Below are 17,086 nucleotides of genomic sequence, written 5' to 3'. Positions count from 1 at the left end.
CAGCGCATCCTTCTGCGCACCATGACCTCGAGGGACGCCGTCATGGCCACCGCCGTGCTCGAACGCGCCCAGGTCGCTTCGCACGCCTGCCCCGATCTTTGCGCGCTCGTGCACGGCGTGCAGGAGGGGGCCGGCGCGGTGCTGCTGGCCGAGGAGGCGCTGTCCGATCCGGCCGCCGCCGCGCTGACCGAGGCGCTCGCCTCGCAGCCGCCGTGGTCCGACCTGCCGGTGCTGATCCTGGCGCGCCAGGGCGCGGACTCGGCGGTCATTGCCGATGCGATGCGCCGGCTGGCCAACGTCACGGTCATTGAACGGCCGGTGCGCGTGGCCTCGCTGGTGAGCACGGTGCGTGCGGCGCTGCGCGCGCGCAACCGCCAGTACCAGATGCGCGACCTGCTGAGCGGGCTGCGCGAGGCCGACCAGCGCAAGACCGAGTTCCTGGCCACGCTGGCGCACGAACTGCGCAATCCGCTGGCGCCGATGAGCACCGCGCTGACGCTGCTCAAGCGCAAGGCGCACGAGCCCGCCGAGGCGTTGCGCTACTACGAGCTCATGGGCCGCCAGATCGACCACATGGTGCGTCTGGTGAACGACCTCATGGAAGTCTCGCGCATCACGCGCGGCAAGATCGAACTGCGCATGGAGGCCGTGGCGCTCCCCGCGGTGATCAAGGACGCCCTTGAGCTGAGCCGGCCCATGCTCGAGGGCGCCAAGCATGCGCTGCGCATGGACCTGCCCAGCGAAGCGCTCGTGGTGCGCGGCGACGCGGTCCGGCTCACGCAGGTGTTCTCGAACCTGCTCAACAACGCCGCCAAGTACACGGCACCGGGCGGGCAGATCAACGTCGCGCTGCGGCGCGAGGCGCGCAGCGCCGTGATCGAGGTCCGCGACAACGGCGCCGGCCTGGCGCCCGACATGCTGCGCTCGATCTTCGAGATGTTCGTGCAGGTGAGCAGCACGTCGAAGGCCGCGCAGGGCGGATTGGGCATCGGGTTGACGCTGGTCAAGAGCCTGGTCGAACTGCACGGCGGCAGCGTCGAGGCCACCAGCGCGGGGCTCGGGCAAGGGGCGACGTTTTGCGTGCGCCTGCCGCTGATCGGCGACCGGGGCGGTCCGCAGCCCGTGCCGGCGCCTGCCATCGCGGGCTGGCCCGCCACGCTGCCGGGCACGGTGCTGATCGTCGACGACAACCGCGACGCGGCCGATGCGCTGGGCGACCTGCTGCGCTCGATGGGCGCCTCGCCGCGCGTGGCCTACAGCGGCGATGCCGCGCTCGCGCTGGTGGCCGAGGGGCCGCTGCCGGGGCTCGCGATCCTGGACATCGGCATGCCGGGCATGGACGGCTTCGAACTCGCGACCCGGCTGCGCGCCGACGCGGCACTGAGCGGCCTTGTGCTCGTCGCGCTGACGGGCTGGGGCCAGCAGGGCGACAAGGAGCGCATCGCCGCCGCCGGGTTCGACCACCACCTGCTCAAGCCGCTCGACCTAGCGGCGCTCCTTGCGGTGCTGCGCGGCACGGGAGGTTCCTCATGAATCGCCATGTCACCACGATCGCGTCGGGCCCCGCGGCGGGCGCGGGCAAGCCGCCGCTGTGGCACCGCTGCCGTCGCTGGGCGCTGCCGGTGCTCGGGCTCGTGGTGCTGGGCCTCCTGCTGTCGCACGCGCACAAGGTCGACTGGGCAGGTGCATGGGAGGCGCTGCAGCGCTATCCCGCGACGCTGCTGCTCGGCGTGCTCGGGGTCGCCACGCTGAGCCATGCGCTGTACGGATGCTTCGACCTGATCGGGCGGCGCCACACGCGGCATCGGCTGCCGCGCTGGCGAAGCTGGGCCATCGCGGTCGTGAGCTATGCCTTCAATCTCAACCTGGGGTCGCTGGTCGGCGGCATCGCGTTGCGTGCGCGGCTCTATGCGCGCGCCGGGCTGGACGAGGCCACGGTGGCGCAGATCGTCGGCATCAGCCTGGCGACCAACTGGCTCGGCTACGGGCTGCTGGCCGGCGGCCTGTTCGCGGCGGGCGCCATCGCGCCGCCGCGCGAGGCGCACCTGGGCGTCGACGCCTTTCGCGCGCTCGGCGTGCTGATGGTGCTGCTGGCCGTCGCCTACGTGGTGGCCTGTGTCTTCCTGCACGGCCGCCACTGGCAGGTGAAGGGACGGCGGCTCGAGCTGCCGTCGGCGCAGCTGGCGCTGGTGCAGCTCGCGCTCTCCAGCGTCAACTGGGCCGTGATGGGCGGCGCCATGTACCTGCTGCTCGGCCAGAAGGTGCCGTACGCGACCGTGCTGGGCGTGCTGCTGGCGGCGTCGATCGTCGGTGTGGTGACGCCGATCCCGGCCGGCCTCGGCGTGCTCGAGGCCGTCTACCTGGCGCTGCTCTCGGGCACCGTGCGCCAGGGCACGCTCATGGGCGCCGTGCTGGCGTACCGCGCGCTCTATTACCTGCTGCCGCTGGCCGGCGGCATCGTGCTGTACCTGCTGTTGGAGCGCTATGCGGCCCGCCATCCGGTCGGGCAGGAGGACGGGCAGGAGGACGTGCAGGGGCAGTGACCGATGGCGCGGTCCGCAGGGGCTGCCCGGTGGCTGCTCAGGGCGCCTGCGGCGGGGTGTCGTCGGGCGGCATCCGCCCCAGGCGCGAGGAGGTCGCGCGCTCGGTGCGGATCTTTCGCAGGGTGTTGGTCAACGCCTGCGGGCTCGTGTTGAGCTGCCGTGCTGCCTTGGCCGGGCGCATGCCCTCGACCAGCACGAGGCGCGCCGCCGCGAGGGACGGCGTGGCCTGCAGGTGCAGGATCCCGGCCACCTTCCAGAACTCGGCCGAGGTGAAGGTGCCGAGGTCCGGCGGCAACGAGCGCGACGGCACCGCCTGGCGCTTCTCGAAGCTGCACAGGGGCGCGGGGTCCATCTCCGCGACGCGGGCAATCATGGCCTCGATGTAGGCCTGCGTGGCGGGCGTGTTGGAAATCCAGTTCGAATGAACGACCAGCTTCGAACCGTCGTCGGGAAAGGTGTGCTCCCAGCTGACCCTCAATTCCGTCATGGCCGGCTCGCGAAACGAGCGCATCGATGGATGGCTGGCTTCGATGTGATTAATTCGCATGCGTGAAGTATGTCGCACCAACGCGAACTTCCTTTTTGTGGTGTCGCCAGTGTGACCGATTGTTGGTGTAGCGATTGTGGATTTTCGATGCGAAAGGCCGGCGCCGCAGTTGGCGCGTTGCGCTGGAAGAAGGGCGCACGCACGCACGCGCTCGCACCTTGTGCACGAACGGCGAGACGAAGACTTGTCAGCCTTGCGCCGATGCAGTCGCTGGCAGGCCCGACGCCTGTGGCAATTCCTGTGGGGTGCGAACCGGCGCAGGCGGCCCGCACTCGTCGGGCGTCTTGTGCGAGATGCCTCTCACGAGATGGCGGGGAATGTGGTGTGTCTTGATGAACTGCGCCAGCGCCTCGCTGCGCGCGGGCTCGGAGACCGGTAGAAACATGTGCAGTGCGCTCATGGTGTCGTTCCGTCGATGCCAGGCAGGAAGGCGGCGCGCCCGTGTACAGCGGCTTGGGTAACGGGTGGCTGGCGACCCCTGGCATGGCCGCCCGGCGAAGATTATGGGCGCCTGGATCAACCCCGATGGCACCGATGTCTTGGGCGTTCCGGCCGCGCCAGAATGCGTGCTTGTCAACAGGAGCACACCCCATGGCCCACGGCGTTAGCGCAACGATCGTCTCGACCGGCGTCAATTTCAATCACCGCATCCAGGTCGGCAAGTTCCAGCTCGTGGCGGACGAGCCGGCGTCGCTGGGCGGGCAGGGCGCGGGACCGGCGCCGTACGACTACTACCTGGCCGCGCTCTGCGCCTGCACCGCGATCACGCTGCGCATGTATGCCCAGCGCAAGGGCTGGGAGCTCGGCGAGTTCAAGGCCGAGCTGAGCTTCACGAAGGATGCGGACGGCAAGGCGCACATCCATCGCGTGCTGCACGCCAGCGGGCCGCTGACCGATGTGCAGTGGAGCCGTTTGCTCGAGGTGGTGGCCAACACGCCGGTCACGAAGACCATGCGTGAAGGCGCCGAGATCACGAGCGAGCGCGGGGCGGCGGCGGCCGTGGCCTGAGTAGGGCTCGCGACGGTTCTTGTGCTGGAAAGGTGAGTTCGGACGGAAGGTCCGTGGCTGACGCGGAAGCTTGCAGTCCGGCGGGCCTGGATGGTGCCGTCCGCTGTGGGGACGGCGCCTCCTCGTCGCGGACGAGGAGGTGTGTGTCGCGTCGCACGGCGAGGGTGGCCTCGCCGGCGTCAGCGACTCAGCGCATCAGCACTTCATGGCCGTGGCTTGTGCGGCGAAGGCGTCGGAAGCGGCCTTGCAGGCAGCGCCGAGTTGTGCGGCGTTGGCGCCGTAGCTGGCCCAGGTGGCCTTGGTCTGCTCGAGGCTGCCCTTGAGCGCGTCGGCGGCGGCACCGCTTTGCTTGCCCACGCAGGCGCTCACCTTGTCCAGGTATTCCTGGCATTCCTTGGGCACGTCGGCCGATGCCGTGGTGGTGGCAGCGGGCGCTGCGGCGGCCGGTGCGCTGGCGGCCGGAGCGGGTGCCGGCGTGGCCGGTGCCGTGGCCGCAGGTGCTGCGGGTGCGGCTGGTGCTGCGGGCGTGGACTCTTGCTTGGAGCAAGCGGTGATGGCAGCAGCCACGATGACGAGTGCGAGCAGTTTGTTCATTTCTTCTTACATGAGCGAGTTGGATGATGTGCCTCACGTCGTGTCCCCCGGCGCGCAGTTGCCGCGCAAGGAACGCAAGCATTGAGGCGGAAACAGTATCGTCGTGCCGTGTCCGGAAGGCCGCACGAATGCAACAGACGTGCATCTGCAACGACACAAAGAGCGTAACAATCGTTGCTTTGCGTTAAATATTGCCGGGTGTGGGGCGCGTTGCGGTGAGTGCCCGCGCGAGGGCACCTGTCCGGGGCGAAACAGGGGCGCTCACAGGCGGTGCGCAGGTCGCGCAAGGCGGCTAATCATTTGGTGTTACCTCGTCGTCGCAAGCGATGCGACAGCGGACCGGGGGTTGACGCAGGCCGACAAACTTGCATCCGGAGCAGGCTTGGCAGGTGGCGTGCAACGCTCGACGGGACGGCACGGCGGCACGGCCCGCGGCGCTCAAAAACAAGCGCGCCCGCTTACACCGGCCGGTGCAGTGCTGGAGGCAGAGGGCCTCGGGTTCTGCGTCTTACCGCCGCGTGCGCTCGGAGGGCGGGAGATCCTGGTCGGAACGCAGGACCGCCAGCATGCTCATGAGCGTCACGCCCGCAGCAAGACCGACCAGGAAGGCGAGGGCAACAAGGGAAGGGTCGGATGTCCACATTCGGTTCTAACGCCGGGCATCTCCCCACGGTTTACCAGTGTTTACACTAATTTGTCATGCCCGCATTGCCAAAGGTAAACAGACGAGCGCAAGAGGGTCGGCGCGCCCCGGCACACACCTGCCACACCCCGTGGCTATAGTCGTTCGACATGCAGCAACGGATCGAAGTCGTTTTTGTCTCGCGGCGCAATTCGCTGCGCAGCGTGCTGGCCGAGGCCTGCCTCGCTCACCTGGATTCGAAGCGTTTCGCGGTGCGCTCGTGCGGGCAGCCCGGGCGGCTCGCGGCGGACGTGCACCCCGCCGCCGTCGAGGCGCTGGGCAGCGCCGGCATGGCCTTGCCGACATCGCCGCCGCGCGGCTGGGATCTGTTCGCGCGCGCGGGGTCGCCCCGGGTGGATTTCGTCATCACGCTCGATCCGGCGCTCGAACCGCTGCAGCCGCGCTGGCCCGGCCAGCCTGATGCGGCGCTGTGGCCTTATCCGGACGTGGCGGGCGCCGATACCGGCCCGGACGACGCCGCGCACGGCGCGATCCAGGTGCTGTATTCGCTGCGTCGGCGGCTCGAATTGCTGATCAACCTGCCGCTTCTGGGCGCCGACCGCAGCGCACTGCGCGCCGACATCCGCGACATGGCGCACATGCGCTGACGCGCAGCGTCAGGGGTCAGAGGTCAGGGAATGGCGAGCCGGAGCACGAAGGTCTTGGTGTGCGGCTCGGTGAGAAACACCTGCGCGACCTGCCAGGCCTGTTCGTGCGCGTCGCGCCAGGCGGTCGCGTACTTGATGTCCAGGCGGGTCATGGGCGGCTCGTCGGGCTGCTCGAGCCGGCGCCAGAGCCGGTAGCAGTGCACGACCTGTCGGGGGGAGCCCAGCAGTTCCTCGAGTTTGATGCGGTAGGTGAACGCCGCCACCATCACGTCCCGCACCGTGACGTTGCGCCCCTCGACTTCGACGGTGTAGAGGTGTTCGGCGGTGTGCGTCTCATCCTTCATGCGGCGGCGGGGGAGGCAGGCAGATCGGGCGGACGCGCGGAAAGGGAGAGACGGATCACGGCCGCTCCATCCTAGACGGCGCGGCGCTTCGGTTCGAGTGCCGAAAGTCATGCCGGTGTTTACACATGAGGTCCCTTTTCTCGCGCTGGGCGTGAAATTGTTATCAAAAGAAATTAAATGCTAATACCTAGGGACTATTTGCTCGGCTGGCGTCGGTAGTAGCCCTAGGATTCACTCCGTCATGAGCGCCACACAGCAACATCTTTTCGTCGAACTGCCCGACGGTTGGTCCAGCAAGATCGACATCCGCCAGACCGCAGCTGGCCGTTATGCGGGCGTCGCCGAACTCAGCTTGCGCGGGCTCAAGCGCGGCGTGGTCGTCTTCATGCAGCAGCCTTCGATGGACGCCGCGGTGGCGCGCGTGCGCCTGCGCGCCAGCCAGTTCGCCCGCGAGCGCCTGTCGCTCGCCGAAACCCGCACGGCCCTGCAGCCGGGCTGACCGGACGCATCGCCTGGCGGTTGAAGTTTTTCTATTCCAGCCATCGGGATTGCCAAATCCGCTGCGCCCGTCGGCGGGGCACCATCGGGTGCTACCGATGGAGTGCATGCCATGTTGAAGAATTTCAGGAAAGCCGCAGGCGCCGCCATTTCGCTGGCCGGGCTCGTCGTGCTGGTGACCCAGCAACTCTGAACGCCCGTCCCTTCTTTGCGCATGGCGTCGCTCAGCGGCGGGGCGACAGCAGCGGCGACGTCGGCACCACCGGCGGCGGACGCTGCGGATGCACCGAGGTGCCGAAGGTGTTGCCCATGCGATGCCCGGTCGCCGCGCGATTGAACAACCCCAGCTGATTGCCCGGGCGCTGCGTGATCGCTTCCGAGGCGAGCCCGGGCGCCGCGTCGTCCGGCCCGCGTGCCGGCAGGGTGGGCGAGAGCTTGCGGGTCAGGCAGTCGTAGGCGGGCGTGCGCTCGCCGTTCACCACCACTTCAACGCAGCTGCTGTCGCCGTCGTCGGCCGACGATGGCTGCGCAGCCGCGCCGACGCAAGCCACGCCGAGCGCCACACCCCACAGCCACACACCGACGTGCATCGTCGTCCCCTGAAGAAAAGATGAAGGATCGCCGAGCGGATGCGGCGATCGACCGCGCAGTCTGGACTGCTTGCAAGACAGGAAGAAGACGGTTGTCGAAGGGCTGACCGTCGTTGTGGTGAAGGCCGTCGTGCCCCCACCCCGACCCTCCCCCGGGAGGGGAGGGAGAAATACAAACACAGGCAAGCGATGGCCTGGCGGTCTTGCTCCTTCCCCTCCCGGGGGAAGGCCGGGATGGAGGCAAGCGGCCGTCGATGAAGCACCGCTTCACGACCAAAAACAAACAAGGGCCTCCCACGCCGAGGCCCTTCTTCTTATCCGCGCGAACCCCACCGCGCCGGACCTCCTCCCGATTTCTTGATGAAGTTTTCGTGACAAACGGCAGTCGCCGCGCGCGCCGTGCGTCTAGGTATCGGTACGCAGCAGCGACATGAAGGCTCTCCACCATGAGCCGCTGCCACGCGAGCTTCATCCTTGAGAACCGAGCTGTAAATGCATGACATGAAGAACAACGCGCCGCCGACCTGCTGGAGAGCGGTGTGGCTGGCAGTGATGGCGATCGGTGCCCCGATGGGCGCCTTCGCACAAGCACCTGCCGCTGTCTCCACGCCGGCGCCGGCCGCGGCCGCGGCCACCGAGCCGGCCCGCAAGGTCGACATCGCCGAATACATCGTGCGCGGCAACACCGTGCTCGACGCCCGCGCCATCGAAAACGCGGTCACGCCGTTCCTCGGCCCCGAGCGCACGCTGAAGGACGTGGAGGGCGCACGCGACGCGCTGCTCGCGGCCTACCAGGCGGCGGGCTACCAGTCGGTGTACGTCGACCTGCCTGAACAACAGGTCACCCAGGGCGTGGTGTTCCTGCAGGTCAACGAGACCCGCGTGGGCCGCGTGCGCGTGGTGGGCGCCGAGTACAACTCGCCCCTCGACGTGCGCGACCAGGTGCCGGCGCTGAAGGAGGGCGGCGTGCCCAACTTCAACACCGCGCAGGCCGAGCTCACCGCGCTCAACCGCGGCCCCAAGCGCCAGGTGATGCCGCTGGTGCGACCCGGTGCGATGCCGGGCACGATGGACGTCGACCTGAAGGTCGAAGACCAGAGCCCGTGGCGCGGCAGCGTCGGCCTCAACAACGACTACAGCGCCGACACGCGCAAGCTGCGCGCCAGCGCTTCGCTGGGCCACGACAACCTCTGGCAGATGGGCCACAGCGCTTCCATCAGCTTCTTCGGCGCGCCGCAGGACCTGAACCAGACGCAGGTGTTCTCGGCCTCGTACAACGCGCCGCTCAAGGGCACGAACTGGAGCCTCGAAGCCAACGCCTTCGTGTCCGACAGCAACGTGGCCACCGTCGGCGGCACCACCGTGCTGGGCAAGGGCCACTCGATCGGCCTGAAGGCGACCTACACGGTGCCGAACAGCGGCAACTGGTGGCACGCCTTCAGCGTGGGCATCGACTTCAAGAACAACAAGGAAGCGCTGACGCTCAAGGGCAGCGGCGACACGGTGCCGCTCAAGTACGCGCCGATCACGCTGTCGTACTCGGGCTTCCGCCAGACCGACAAGAGCCAGTACGGCGTGGGCGTGTCGCTGGTGGCGGGCACGAGCAGTTCGTTCAAGTACGGCAGCGACTGGGAGGCCTTCGACTACAAGCGCTACAAGGCCTCGCCCAGCTTCATGGTGCTGAAGACCGACCTCAACGGCGCGCACAGCTTCGAAGGCGGCACGCAGGTGGCGTTCCGCGTCAACGCGCAGATGACCGACTCGCCGCTCGTCTCGAGCGAGCAGATCGCCGCGGGCGGCATGAACTCGGTGCGCGGCTATCTCTCGGCCGAAGCCACGGGTGACTATGGCGTGGTCGGCTCGGTCGAACTGCGCAGCAAGCCGCTCACCTTCCTGGGCAGCACCGTCGAGAACTGGCGCGTGTACGCCTTCGTCGATGCGGCGCGGCTGCGCCTGAAGAGCCCGCTGCCCGAGCAGGCCGAGCGCTTCTCGCTGTATTCGGTGGGCGTGGGCACGACCTTCAAGGTCGGCACCTATTTCTCGGGCCGCGTCGACATCGGCTATCCGCTGGTCGACGGGCCGCGCACCAAGAAACACGACCCGCAGGTGAATTTCAGCATCACTGCGAGCTACTGACGGCCTTTCCTCTTTCATTCGATTTTTTTCTCATTCCACGAGCTTTCCGGAGAACCCTGTCATGCGACGACTTCTTTTCATCGCGCTCACGCTGTTGAGCACGCTCCTGCCGGGCCTGGCCCATGCCTGGTGGCAGGCCGAGTGGGCCTACCGCAAACCCGTCACCATCGACGGCGGCCCGCAGGCCGGCGCCATCGGCAGCGATGCCGGCCGCGTGCCGGTGCTGGTGCGCCTGCACACGGGCAACTTCAAGTTCGAAGGCGTGAGCGAGACCGGCGCCGACCTGCGCTTTGTCGCGGGTGACGACAAGACCGTGCTCAACCACCAGATCGAACAGTTCGATCCGCTGCTGGGCATGGCGCTGATCTGGGTCGACGTGCCCAACGTCTCGGCCGGCACGCCGCAAAAGCTCTGGATGTACTACGGCAACCCCAAGGCCCCGGCCTCGGGCAACGGCCAGCGCAGCTTCGACCCCGACTACACGCTGGTCTATCACTTCGCCGAAGGCGCGGTGCCGCCGCGCGACACCACGGCCTACGGCAACAACGGCCAGACTGCGGCGGTGCCCGTCGAAGGCACGGTCATCGGCAAGGGCGCGCAACTCGGCAGCGGCGCGCTGATGCTGCCCGCCACGCCGTCGCTGGCCGTGACGGCCGGCGGCACGCTGACCTTCTCCGCCTGGGTGAAGCCCGATTCGCTCGGCGCGCGCCAGGCGATCTATGCGCGCCGCGACGGCGCCGGCGAACTCGTGGTCGGCATCGACCAGGGCGTGCCCTTCGTGCAGGTGAACGGCCAGCGCAGCACACCGGGCCAGCCGATGCAGGCCGGCCAGTGGTCGCACCTTGCGGTGAAGGCCGAAGGCGACAGCGTCGCGCTGTATGTGGGCGGCCGTCCGGCCGTGTCGCTGGCGGCCAAGCTGCCTGCGTTGAACACCGCCGCCGCGATTGGCGCCGATGCACCGGCCGCAGCCGCTGCGTCGGGCACTGCGCCCGCCGAAGGCTTCGCCCCGTTCACCGGCGCGATCGACGAAGTGCGCCTGTCGAAGGTTGCTCGCCCCGACGCGCTCCTGCTGGCCGACGCCGTGTCGCAAGGCGCCGAGTCGCGCCTGGCCGCTTTCGGTGCCGACGAGCAGCAGGCGGGCAAGAGCCACTTCGGCTTCATCCTGGCCGCGATGCCGCTGGACGCGTGGATCGTCGTCGGCCTGCTGGGCCTGATGATGGTGCTGTCGTGGGCCATCATGATCGGCAAGGGCCGCAACTTCGGCGCCACCTCGCGCGCCAACGCGACCTTCATCGAGCACTTCCGCGAAGCGGCCGGCGCGCCGCTCGACCGCCTGGCCACCAACAACACCGTGCCGCAAGAGGTGCGTACCGATTCTTCGCTGTGGCGCCTGTATGAAGTGGCCATCGAAGAGATGCGCCGCCGCCACGACCGCGGCTACGACCTGAACGCCGTGTCGGCCTCCACCATCGGCGCCATCCGCGCCGCGATGGACGGCGTGATGGTGCGCGAGACCGAGCGCATGTCCAAGCGCATGAACTGGCTCTCGACCACCATCGAAGGCGCACCGTACGTGGGCCTGTTCGGTACCGTGATCGGCATCATGCTGGTGTTCGTGGTGGCGGCCATGGCCGGCGCCGTGGACATCAACTCGGTCGCGCCCGGCATGGCCGCCGCGCTGCTGTGTACCGCTGCCGGCCTGGGCGTCGCGATTCCCGCGCTGTTCGGCTACAACTGGCTGGCCTCGCGCTCGGACGCCATCGGCGCCGACATGGCCGTGTTCGTCGACGAGTTCGTCACGCGCCTGGCCGAAGAGCAGGGCGAGGGCCGCTCGCTGCCGGTGGCCGTGCAGGCGCGCCGCGCCTGAGGACCGCGCACCATGGCAAACACAGCCGCGAAGTTCGCCGTGCGCAAGCGCACGGGCGGCATCAATATCACGCCCTTCGTCGACGTGCTGCTGGTGGTGCTGGTGATCTTCATCCTCACCAGCAACGCCAGCATCCCGGGCATCAAGGTCGACCTGCCGAAGGCCAGCGCCTCGGTGGCGCTTGAGAAGCCCAAGACCAAGGCCATCACGATCGACAACGCGGGCAACGTGTTCCTCGACGCGTATCCGGTCACGCTGCCCGAGCTCGAGGAGCGCCTGCGCACAGAGAAGGCGCTGTCGCCCGACTTTCCCGTGATCGTGCGCGGCGATGCCAGCGTGCAGTACGCGAAGGTGGTCGACGTGCTCGACCTGCTGCGCCGCATCGAGCTGAACCAGATCGGCCTCGTGACCGGCAAGCAGAAGTGAGGACCGCAGCGTGAACCCTCGCGACCCGATTTCTTCTTCTGCCTCGCCTGCGCCGCGCTCCAGCGGCGCAGGTGGCACGGCCGCGCTCTGGCGCCGCTGGGGCGGGATGGTCATCGGCCTGGTGATCGTCGTGGCGCTGGCGCTGCTCGTGTGGCGGCTGTTGTCCGACACCGCGAGCCAGAAGCGCGTGGTGGCCGATGCGCCCACGCTGATGCTGCCGCCGCCCCCGCCACCGCCGCCCGAACCCGAGAAGCTGCCCGAGCCCGAGCCGGAAAAGATCAAGCCCGAAGTGGTCGAGCCCGAGCCCAAGCCGGTCGAGCCGCTCGAAGCCCCGAAGGACGACGCACCGCCCAGCCCGTCGAAAGACCTGGGCGACCCCGTGACCATGGACAGCGCCGGCCAGGCTGGCAACGACGCCTTCGGCATCCAGGCCGGCAGCGGCGGCGGCATGAGCGGCACCGGCGGTGGCGGCGGTCTGGGCAGCGGCTCGTATGCGCGCTACGTGTCGAGCATGTTGCAGCAGGCGCTGTCGCGCGATCCGCGCACGCGCCAGCTGGTGTTCGACGACATCCAGATCGACCTGTGGCTCGGCGCCGACGGCAAGACCACGCGCGCCCAGCTGGTGCGCGGCACCGGCACCGAGGACATCGACGAAGCCGTGCTGGCGCTGCTGCGCGGGCTCGACCGCATCGAAGAACGTCCGCCGGCGTCGATGCGCTTTCCGATGCGCGTGTCCATGAAGGGACGCCGGCCGTGATCCGCATGACTTTCCATCTTTCTACGGCCGACGCCCGGCCCGACGACTCCTTCCCTCCAGTGAACGAAGCGATGAACACCCTCCACAACACCCTCCCGCGCCGGGGCGCGATGCCGGCCCTGCGCCAGTGCGCGCTCGCGGCGGCCGTGGCCTCCGCCTTCGTGCTGTCGGCCGGCACCGCCATGGCCCAGACCGCCGCCGCACCCGCCGGCGAATCCGCGATGGTCAAGCTGATCCGCGGCCTCATCCAGAGCGGCACGCTCGCCAAGGACGTCGGCGAAGCGCTGCTGGCGCAGGCCCAGACCGAAGCCATCGCCGCGCAGCAGGCGCAGCGCCAGGCGGCCGTGTCGGCCACCGCGGCATCGGCCACGGTCGCAGGCGGCATGCGCCTCGAAGCCGGCGACGTGCGCGTGCCCTACATCTCGCAGACCGTGCGCGACCAGATCCGCGACGAGGTCAAGGCGCAGGTCATGGCGCAGGCCAAGGACGAAGGCTGGGCCGCGCCCAACGAGACGCCCGAGTGGAGCAAGCGCATCCGCTTCGAAGGCGACGTGCGCGTGCGCAACGAATCGCGCAGCTACGCCGGCAACAACAGCGACATCGAGATCAACTGGCCCTCGCTCAACCAGGGCAGCGGCTACGACGTCAACCCGAACACCAACCTGTCGCTGCCGTCGATCCTGAACACCCGCCAGGACCGCCGCAACCTGTTCCGCGCCCGCGCCCGCGTCGGCCTGCTGGCCGACCTGTCGGAGAACACCAAGGCCGGCGTGCGCCTGGCCTCGGGCAGCGACGAGAGCCCCGTCTCGACCACCACCACGCTGGGCGGCGGCCTGGGCAAGAAGAGCGTGTGGCTCGACCAGATGTGGATCTCGCACAAGCCGACCGACTGGCTCACCGTGACTGGCGGGCGCTTCGGCAACCCCTTCATGTCGACCGACCTGCTGTATTCGAGCGACTTGAACTTCGACGGCATTGCCGCGCAGTTCGACAAGAAGCTCTCGGCGAACCGCGACCTCTCGCTGTTCGGCACGCTGGGCCTCATTCCGCTCGAGTACTCGGCCGACGGCTCGCCCACGCGCAGCCAGCGCAAGATGAAGAGCGAGAACAAGTGGCTGCTCGGCGCGCAGGTGGGCGCCGACTGGAAGATCAACGAAGACAACCGCGTGCGCGGTGCGCTGGCGTACTACAACTTCCGCAACATCAGCGGCCAGGTCTCCGAGCCCTGCGCGCTGTATGCGGGCGCCGACGGCTGCAGCACCGACTGGTCGCGCCCGGCCTTCATGCAGAAGGGCAACACGCTCATGCTGCTGCGCGACATCTCGCTGGACCCGCTCAACCCGGCCGGCACGCCGCAGCCGCAGTACGTGGGCCTGGCCTCGAAGTTCCGCCTGATCGACCTGAACCTGCGCTGGGACACCCAGGTGGCCGGCAACAACCTGCGCCTGGACGCCAACTTCGTGCGCAACAACGCCTACGACGCCAACGGCATCTGGGCCCGCGGCGGCCTTCGCGGCGCCATCGTGAACAACTTCGGCCCGACCGGCGGCACCACGCAGTCCGACTTCAAGAGCGGCGGCAATGCCTACATGGTGCAGGCCACCTACGGCAAGCCGGCACCGGCCGCGCGCGGCGACTGGAACGTGCTCGCGGGCTACAAGCGCATCGAGCCCGATGCCATGCCCGACGGCTACAACGATTCGAGCTTCCATGGTGGCGGCACCAACGCGCGCGGCTACTTCCTGGGCGGCTCGTACGCGATCGACAAGAACATGTGGTTCACCGGCCGCTGGATCTCGACCAAGGAGGTCTACGGCCCGCCGCTGTCGATCGACACCTTGCAGCTTGAATTCAATGCGCGTTTCTAAGCAAAAGAAGGAGTTCGCCGTGTCCCGAACGATCTTTCCGGCGCTGGCCCTCGCCGCACTGGCCGCCACCGCCGGTGTGGCGCAGGCCCAGCAGGCGCAAGGCGCGAGCATGGAGGAGCGGCTGCGCGCGCAGCTGCGCACCACCACCACGCAGTTGCAGCAGGCGCAGAACGAGCTGGCCGCGCTCAAGGCCGGTCAGCCTGCGGGTAAGGCGCCCGCGTCATCTGGCGCGGCACCGGCCGCTTCCGAGTTCGAGACGCTGAAGAAGGAACTGGCCGCCAGCCAGGCCCAGCTCGCGTCCGAGCGCCATGCACGCGGGCAGGCCAGTGCCGGCAACGCGCAGCTGCGCGAGCAAGCCCAGGCCGCGAGCGAGAAGGCGGGCGCGCAGATCGCGCAATACCGCGGCGCCTACGACGAACTGCTGAAGATGGCGCGCGCCTCCGAGGCCGAACGCCAGCGCCTGGCCGGCGAGGCTGCGCTGCAACGCACCGCGCTCACGCAGTGCGAAGCGAAGAACACGCAGCTGTACGCCGTCGGGCAGGAAGTGCTGCGCGCCTACGAAACCATGGATGTGGGCAGCGTGCTCGCCTCGCGCCAGCCCTTCGCGGCGCAAAGCCGCGTCAAGTACGAACAGATCGCGCAGCAGTACGGCGACAAGCTCTACGAGAGCCGCTTCGACGTGCGCGCCGTGAGCGCGCCGGCACCGGCGGCCGCTGCTGCCGCGTCTGCACCCACCACGCAAGGAAAGCCGCAATGACCCACCCACAAGCAACCCCCGCAGCCGTGATCGGCCGGCGCTTGCGCGCCGCCGCCGGCGTGCTGCTCGTCTCGTCGGTCGGCGTGGCCGCCGCGCAGCAACCCGTCGCGCCCGGCCCCGCCGTGGTCGCGCGCATCGGCGAGGTCACCATCGGCCAGGACGAAATCGAGAAGCTGCTGCAGACCCTGCCCGAGGCCGAACGCGCTGCTGTCAAGGCCGACCGCGCGAGCCTCGACGGCTGGCTGCGCCAGCGCCTCGTGAGCGAAGCGCTGCTGCGCGACGCCCGCGCCAAGGGCTGGGCCGACCGGCCCGACGTGAAGGCGAAGATCGACGCCGCCACGCGTGAGATCACTGCGCGCATCGTCGCCACCAGCTACCTCGAGTCCGTGAGCCAGGTGCCCGCCAACTTTCCGTCGGACGCCGAGGTGAAGGCCGCCTACGACCAGGGCAAGACCGGCTTCAACCTGCCGGCCGCCTACCGCGTGGCGCAGATCTACCTGGCCACACCCGACCGCGACCCGGCCGCCATCGCCAAGGTGCGCGACGAAGCGAACCGCCTGGCGAAGCAGGCCCGCACCGGCGACTTCGCCGCGGTGGCGCGCGCCAGCTCGCAGGACCGCCGCAGCGCCGAGCGCGGTGGCGAGGTCGACACGCTGCCGCTCGCGCGCATCCTCCCCGAACTGCGCGACACCGTGGCCAAGCTCAAGCAGGGCCAGGTCAGCGAACCGGTGCAGGCCGAGGCCGGCTTTCACATCGTCAAGGTGCTCGACACCCAGCCCGCGCGCACCGCCACGCTCGAGGAGATGAAGCCCCAACTGCAGGCCGCGTTGCGCCAGCAGCGGCAACAGCAGCTGGTGCAGGCCTACATGGCCCAGCTGGCGCCGCCCGCGCAAGTGAGCATCGACAGCGCCGCGCTCGACGCCGCGCTCAAGAAAACCAACTGAACCCATTTCCCCTTTTTCCGAAAGAAGAACCACACCATGAACACCACCGCCACGACCCCGGAAGCCGACGACATCGCCGCCACGCCGGCCCCGTTCGACATGCTCGACGCCGTCACGCCCGACCAGGTGTCGGACGCCATCAAGGCCGCCGGCGGCGCCGTCACCGCCATCGAACAGGATGGCGTGGTGCGCCTGCACAGCGCCAGCCACGGCATCGGCTTCCAGGTGCTGTGGGGCAACGCCGTCACCACCACCCAGTACACCGACTTCACCCTGAGCTGCCCGCTGCGCGTGCAGGGCGGCACGCTGCCCGAGGCCGTGCTTGCCGCATGGCACCGCAGTAAGCGCTTCGCGCGCGTGGCACAGCACGGTGATTTCGTCGTGCTCGAGATGGACGTCGTCGTGGCCGGCGGCGTCAGCCCCGCCTACCTGGCCTTTGCCGTGCGCCTGTGGATGCAGATGATGGGCGAGTTCTTCCTGCACCTGCGCAACTACGGCCCCGCTGCTGAAACGCGCGGCGATGCGGCCAACGGCGAAGCTGCTGCTGCTGCCCTCCAGGGTGTGCCCGCCGCCGCGTGATGCTGCCCATGCGCGCCGCACCCGGCCTGTCGGTGGACGACCACCACAGCCATCCCACGCACGACTCGCCCACGGGCCGCGCCATCCAGGCCGCGGCCCGCCAGGCCCAGCGCGCGCGCCGCGCCGAGACCGTGCGGCTGCGCCAACGCGCCGCGCTGCTCGAACTGCTGGTGCAGACCATGGCGGAGCTGCACATCTCGATGGCCGAGCTCAATGCGGCGCGCAAGGCGCTGGCGCCTGCGTGGCGGCAGGTGGGGGAGGAGGGCGCTTTGCTCAATCGCGATCCGGGGCGCTGACGCAACGCGGCAAGGCGGCGGGAGGGTAGGGCAGAATCGCCC

19 protein-coding genes are annotated in these 17,086 nt (G+C 69.0%); 14 read left to right on the top strand and 5 right to left on the bottom strand.

Annotated features, from left to right (window positions below; genetic code table 11):
• Window positions 1-21: 21 nt before the first annotated feature.
• Entirely contained in the window at window positions 22-1,533 is a 1,512-nt protein-coding gene (locus tag RZE79_RS19795; protein ID WP_319356191.1) for a hybrid sensor histidine kinase/response regulator, read from the top strand.
• Window positions 1,530-2,543 (top strand): lysylphosphatidylglycerol synthase domain-containing protein, encoded by a 1,014-nt coding sequence (locus RZE79_RS19790; protein WP_319356189.1) that lies wholly within the window; start codon window positions 1,530-1,532, stop codon window positions 2,541-2,543. Before RZE79_RS19795 ends, RZE79_RS19790 begins: the two co-directional genes overlap by 4 nt.
• Window positions 2,544-2,580: 37 nt before the next feature.
• On the opposite strand, the gene RZE79_RS19785 is transcribed toward RZE79_RS19790, so the two are convergent.
• Window positions 2,581-3,090: a hypothetical protein gene (locus tag RZE79_RS19785; RefSeq protein ID WP_319356187.1), complete on the bottom strand. Its 510-nt coding sequence runs from the start codon at window positions 3,088-3,090 to the stop codon at window positions 2,581-2,583.
• 187 nt (window positions 3,091-3,277) lie between these two features.
• Window positions 3,278-3,490: a hypothetical protein gene (locus tag RZE79_RS19780; RefSeq protein WP_319356185.1), complete on the bottom strand. Its 213-nt coding sequence runs from the start codon at window positions 3,488-3,490 to the stop codon at window positions 3,278-3,280.
• Window positions 3,491-3,681: 191 nt separating this feature from the next.
• Here RZE79_RS19780 and RZE79_RS19775 point away from each other — a divergent pair, with 191 nt between their 5' ends.
• Window positions 3,682-4,098, top strand: coding sequence for an OsmC family protein (locus tag RZE79_RS19775; protein WP_319356183.1), 417 nt, complete (start codon window positions 3,682-3,684; stop codon window positions 4,096-4,098).
• Between the two features lie 195 nt (window positions 4,099-4,293).
• On the opposite strand, the gene RZE79_RS19770 is transcribed toward RZE79_RS19775, so the two are convergent.
• Window positions 4,294-4,692, bottom strand: coding sequence for a hypothetical protein (locus tag RZE79_RS19770; protein ID WP_153283470.1), 399 nt, complete (start codon window positions 4,690-4,692; stop codon window positions 4,294-4,296).
• A 792-nt stretch (window positions 4,693-5,484) separates the two neighbouring features.
• Between RZE79_RS19770 and RZE79_RS19765 the strand changes: the two genes are divergently transcribed.
• Entirely contained in the window at window positions 5,485-5,982 is a 498-nt protein-coding gene (locus RZE79_RS19765) for a protein tyrosine phosphatase (RefSeq protein ID WP_319356182.1), read from the top strand.
• A 23-nt stretch (window positions 5,983-6,005) separates the two neighbouring features.
• Here RZE79_RS19765 and RZE79_RS19760 read toward each other — a convergent pair whose 3' ends face one another.
• Window positions 6,006-6,326: a hypothetical protein gene (locus RZE79_RS19760; RefSeq protein WP_319356180.1), complete on the bottom strand. Its 321-nt coding sequence runs from the start codon at window positions 6,324-6,326 to the stop codon at window positions 6,006-6,008.
• A gap of 241 nt (window positions 6,327-6,567) precedes the next feature.
• Between RZE79_RS19760 and RZE79_RS19755 the strand changes: the two genes are divergently transcribed.
• On the top strand, window positions 6,568-6,825 hold the full coding sequence (locus RZE79_RS19755; protein ID WP_153283473.1) for a hypothetical protein: 258 nt from the start codon (window positions 6,568-6,570) through the stop codon (window positions 6,823-6,825).
• A 223-nt stretch (window positions 6,826-7,048) separates the two neighbouring features.
• On the opposite strand, the gene RZE79_RS19750 is transcribed toward RZE79_RS19755, so the two are convergent.
• Window positions 7,049-7,414: a hypothetical protein gene (locus RZE79_RS19750; protein ID WP_319356178.1), complete on the bottom strand. Its 366-nt coding sequence runs from the start codon at window positions 7,412-7,414 to the stop codon at window positions 7,049-7,051.
• Window positions 7,415-7,906: 492 nt separating this feature from the next.
• Here RZE79_RS19750 and RZE79_RS19745 point away from each other — a divergent pair, with 492 nt between their 5' ends.
• From RZE79_RS19745 to RZE79_RS19705, 9 genes are all read left to right on the top strand, one after another.
• Window positions 7,907-9,550 carry a ShlB/FhaC/HecB family hemolysin secretion/activation protein gene (locus RZE79_RS19745; RefSeq protein WP_319356177.1) on the top strand — a complete coding sequence of 548 codons (1,644 nt, stop codon included), beginning with the start codon at window positions 7,907-7,909 and terminating at the stop codon, window positions 9,548-9,550.
• A 61-nt stretch (window positions 9,551-9,611) separates the two neighbouring features.
• Window positions 9,612-11,417, top strand: a complete 1,806-nt coding sequence (locus RZE79_RS19740; RefSeq protein ID WP_319356175.1) for a DUF2341 domain-containing protein — start codon at window positions 9,612-9,614, stop codon at window positions 11,415-11,417.
• Between the two features lie 12 nt (window positions 11,418-11,429).
• Window positions 11,430-11,843: a biopolymer transporter ExbD gene (locus RZE79_RS19735; protein WP_062474100.1), complete on the top strand. Its 414-nt coding sequence runs from the start codon at window positions 11,430-11,432 to the stop codon at window positions 11,841-11,843.
• Window positions 11,844-11,853: 10 nt separating this feature from the next.
• Complete coding sequence (locus tag RZE79_RS19730) at window positions 11,854-12,600, top strand: hypothetical protein (protein WP_319356172.1); 747 nt, start codon at window positions 11,854-11,856, stop codon at window positions 12,598-12,600.
• 71 nt (window positions 12,601-12,671) lie between these two features.
• Window positions 12,672-14,468, top strand: coding sequence for a putative porin (locus RZE79_RS19725; RefSeq protein ID WP_319356171.1), 1,797 nt, complete (start codon window positions 12,672-12,674; stop codon window positions 14,466-14,468).
• Window positions 14,469-14,487: 19 nt separating this feature from the next.
• Entirely contained in the window at window positions 14,488-15,225 is a 738-nt protein-coding gene (locus RZE79_RS19720) for a hypothetical protein (RefSeq protein ID WP_319356169.1), read from the top strand.
• Entirely contained in the window at window positions 15,222-16,169 is a 948-nt protein-coding gene (locus RZE79_RS19715; protein WP_319356167.1) for a peptidylprolyl isomerase, read from the top strand. The genes RZE79_RS19720 and RZE79_RS19715 overlap by 4 nt, the downstream gene beginning before the upstream one ends.
• A 36-nt stretch (window positions 16,170-16,205) precedes the next feature.
• Window positions 16,206-16,748: a YbjN domain-containing protein gene (locus RZE79_RS19710; protein ID WP_319356166.1), complete on the top strand. Its 543-nt coding sequence runs from the start codon at window positions 16,206-16,208 to the stop codon at window positions 16,746-16,748.
• A complete protein-coding gene (locus tag RZE79_RS19705; RefSeq protein WP_319356164.1) occupies window positions 16,748-17,044 on the top strand; it encodes a hypothetical protein in 297 nt (98 codons plus the stop codon). Before RZE79_RS19710 ends, RZE79_RS19705 begins: the two co-directional genes overlap by 1 nt.
• Window positions 17,045-17,086: the final 42 nt, after the last annotated feature.

Source organism: Variovorax sp. EBFNA2, assembly GCF_033802765.1.
Classification (GTDB): domain Bacteria; phylum Pseudomonadota; class Gammaproteobacteria; order Burkholderiales; family Burkholderiaceae_C; genus Variovorax; species Variovorax paradoxus_H.
Note: the sequence above shows the minus strand (reverse complement) of the source record. Positions and strands in the feature narration are given on the sequence as shown.

Excerpts from the sequence above, each read along its gene's own strand:
- RZE79_RS19795 (WP_319356191.1), top strand. The coding sequence starts at position 22 with ATGACCTCGAGGGACGCCGTCATGGCCACCGCCGTGCTCGAACGCGCC.
- RZE79_RS19790 (WP_319356189.1), top strand. The coding sequence starts at position 1,530 with ATGAATCGCCATGTCACCACGATCGCGTCGGGCCCCGCGGCGGGCGCG.
- RZE79_RS19785 (WP_319356187.1), bottom strand. The coding sequence starts at position 3,090 with ATGCGAATTAATCACATCGAAGCCAGCCATCCATCGATGCGCTCGTTT.
- RZE79_RS19780 (WP_319356185.1), bottom strand. The coding sequence starts at position 3,490 with ATGAGCGCACTGCACATGTTTCTACCGGTCTCCGAGCCCGCGCGCAGC.
- RZE79_RS19775 (WP_319356183.1), top strand. The coding sequence starts at position 3,682 with ATGGCCCACGGCGTTAGCGCAACGATCGTCTCGACCGGCGTCAATTTC.
- RZE79_RS19770 (WP_153283470.1), bottom strand. The coding sequence starts at position 4,692 with ATGAACAAACTGCTCGCACTCGTCATCGTGGCTGCTGCCATCACCGCT.
- RZE79_RS19765 (WP_319356182.1), top strand. The coding sequence starts at position 5,485 with ATGCAGCAACGGATCGAAGTCGTTTTTGTCTCGCGGCGCAATTCGCTG.
- RZE79_RS19760 (WP_319356180.1), bottom strand. The coding sequence starts at position 6,326 with ATGAAGGATGAGACGCACACCGCCGAACACCTCTACACCGTCGAAGTC.
- RZE79_RS19755 (WP_153283473.1), top strand. The coding sequence starts at position 6,568 with ATGAGCGCCACACAGCAACATCTTTTCGTCGAACTGCCCGACGGTTGG.
- RZE79_RS19750 (WP_319356178.1), bottom strand. The coding sequence starts at position 7,414 with ATGCACGTCGGTGTGTGGCTGTGGGGTGTGGCGCTCGGCGTGGCTTGC.
- RZE79_RS19745 (WP_319356177.1), top strand. The coding sequence starts at position 7,907 with ATGCATGACATGAAGAACAACGCGCCGCCGACCTGCTGGAGAGCGGTG.
- RZE79_RS19740 (WP_319356175.1), top strand. The coding sequence starts at position 9,612 with ATGCGACGACTTCTTTTCATCGCGCTCACGCTGTTGAGCACGCTCCTG.
- RZE79_RS19735 (WP_062474100.1), top strand. The coding sequence starts at position 11,430 with ATGGCAAACACAGCCGCGAAGTTCGCCGTGCGCAAGCGCACGGGCGGC.
- RZE79_RS19725 (WP_319356171.1), top strand. The coding sequence starts at position 12,672 with ATGAACACCCTCCACAACACCCTCCCGCGCCGGGGCGCGATGCCGGCC.
- RZE79_RS19715 (WP_319356167.1), top strand. The coding sequence starts at position 15,222 with ATGACCCACCCACAAGCAACCCCCGCAGCCGTGATCGGCCGGCGCTTG.
- RZE79_RS19710 (WP_319356166.1), top strand. The coding sequence starts at position 16,206 with ATGAACACCACCGCCACGACCCCGGAAGCCGACGACATCGCCGCCACG.
- RZE79_RS19705 (WP_319356164.1), top strand. The coding sequence starts at position 16,748 with ATGCTGCCCATGCGCGCCGCACCCGGCCTGTCGGTGGACGACCACCAC.